This is a genomic window from Protofrankia sp. Cj3 (assembly GCF_917627355.1).
Taxonomy (GTDB): domain Bacteria; phylum Actinomycetota; class Actinomycetes; order Frankiales; family Frankiaceae; genus Protofrankia.
This window is the reverse complement of sequence record NZ_CAKJTR010000190.1, coordinates 7256-8968: the sequence shown is the minus strand read 5'-3', so window position 1 is coordinate 8968 and position 1713 is coordinate 7256. Positions and strand designations below refer to the sequence as shown.

Sequence of the window (1713 nt, the reverse complement as noted above, 5' to 3'; positions counted from 1 at the left end):
GCGACGCCGCGTCCCTATTGCCGGGCGCTGTTAGGGGCGCCAGGCGGTGAGCAGGTCGTCCGGGCCGAGGGCGAGGATACCGGCCGTCGCCGTGCTGGTACGGGTCACCGCGAGCAGGGGGGTTGCGTCGTCGGCGCCGGGAAGCCGCGACCGGTGGTGGGCGAGCCGAGCGAGGTCGTGCACGTCAAAGGCGTGGTTGTCCTGCCATTTGATCGATCCGACCATGGTGATCTTTTTGGCGATCGGTTCCCGATCCGCGCCGACGATGTCGATTTCCGGGTCGTTGGTACGGGTCCAGTAGCCGCCGATGACGTTCGTGTCGTCCGGTAGTACCCCCGCGGGAAGCCGGTGCAGCGCATCCCTGATCACCGGCTCGATCGCCCGCCCTCGCCAGGCGGCCCAGGAGGCTTCGATCCGGGCGAGAACCAGGTCGCCGCGGCCCCGCTCGATTTCATGGAGGTACGGGCCGAGGAATGTCAGCCAGAACCGAAGATAGGGGTCGGCGATCAGATACCGGGTTTCGCGGGAGGGCCGGACTGACAGCGGAACCATGGCGGTGACCAGGCGCTTAGCGGCCAACAGCTGCAACGCGCGGCTCAGGGAGCCCGGCGCGATCCCGCCGGCGGCCCGTCCGATAAGCGAGAAGGCCCGTTCTCCGGATCCGATGGTACCAAGGACCCCACGGGCCTGCGCTTCGACGGGAAACTCGGCCGCCAGCGCACGTTCGGCGCTGACCAGCAGCGCGGAGGTGGGATCGTCGACCGCTTCCCGCAGATAATCGTGCACTGAGGCGCCGCCGGGCCATTCGTCCAGGATTAGCGGCAGCCCGCCGGTCACCAGGTAGGCGTCGAAGGCATCGGCAGAGTTCAGATCCACCATCGTGGACACGTCGGCCGGGTTCAGCGGCGGGATCACCATCTCGCCAGCGCGTTGGTGAAACGGCCGGCCGTAGGAATTGAGCGCCTCCATCATCGCCAGGTCCGAGCCGATGCACAGCAGGAGGACCGGCCGCCGGGACAGCTCGCGATCGAACAGCTTCTGCAGCGTCCCCTCGAAACCGGGGTCGTTGGCGATGAGGTAGGGCATCTCGTCTATGATCACCACGCTGGGTTGGTCCGCGGGCAGCGCACCGGCCAGCAGCCGCAGCGCCGCATCCCAGGATCCGGGTTTCTGTTCATGGAACAGGCCGGCGCCTGGAAGATCCGAGCTTGCGGCTGCCTCGGTGAACAGGCGGAGATCCATCGCCATGTCCAGCTGCGCCGACGCGGTGAAGAACAGGTATGGCACGCCCGCGCGGTCGACGAATTCCTCGGCCAATCGTGACTTGCCGACGCGGCGACGTCCGCGCATCAGGACAGCCCGACCGGGACGACCCGCCCGGCCGCCGGCCCTTACCCGCCGCAACAGCCGGTCAAGCGTCGCCAGCTCGCGTTCCCGTCCGATGAACTCGGCCATGCCGACCTGCCTTGATCGCACTCATCCAGGATACTCTCACTGATGAGAGTATCCTGGATGAGTAGGAACGACCGGCGATAGGGGGCGGCGTGATCCGGTGGATGCTCAGGCGCTTTCGGCGGTCGTCCCGGACGGGTTTTGAGCGTGCGTGTCATCGTCACCGGCTACGAGATCACCAGCTGTGAGATCACCGGATGCCGCGGTGGCGGGGGCGTCCCGCTCGCCGGTGCCACGCTGGCTGGGCGGCCCGGGGAGGCG

Annotated in this window: 1 protein-coding gene; it reads right to left on the bottom strand. The window is 67.9% G+C overall.

Translation table 11 applies throughout. The annotated features are described in order from the left end of the window. Positions 1 to 30: 30 nt before the first annotated feature. On the bottom strand, positions 31 to 1455 hold the full coding sequence (locus MJ783_RS19545) for a DUF234 domain-containing protein (protein ID WP_239312416.1): 1425 nt from the start codon (positions 1453 to 1455) through the stop codon (positions 31 to 33). Between the last annotated feature and the right edge of the window lie 258 nt (positions 1456 to 1713).

Excerpts from the sequence above, each read along its gene's own strand:
- MJ783_RS19545 (WP_239312416.1), bottom strand. The coding sequence starts at position 1,455 with ATGGCCGAGTTCATCGGACGGGAACGCGAGCTGGCGACGCTTGACCGG.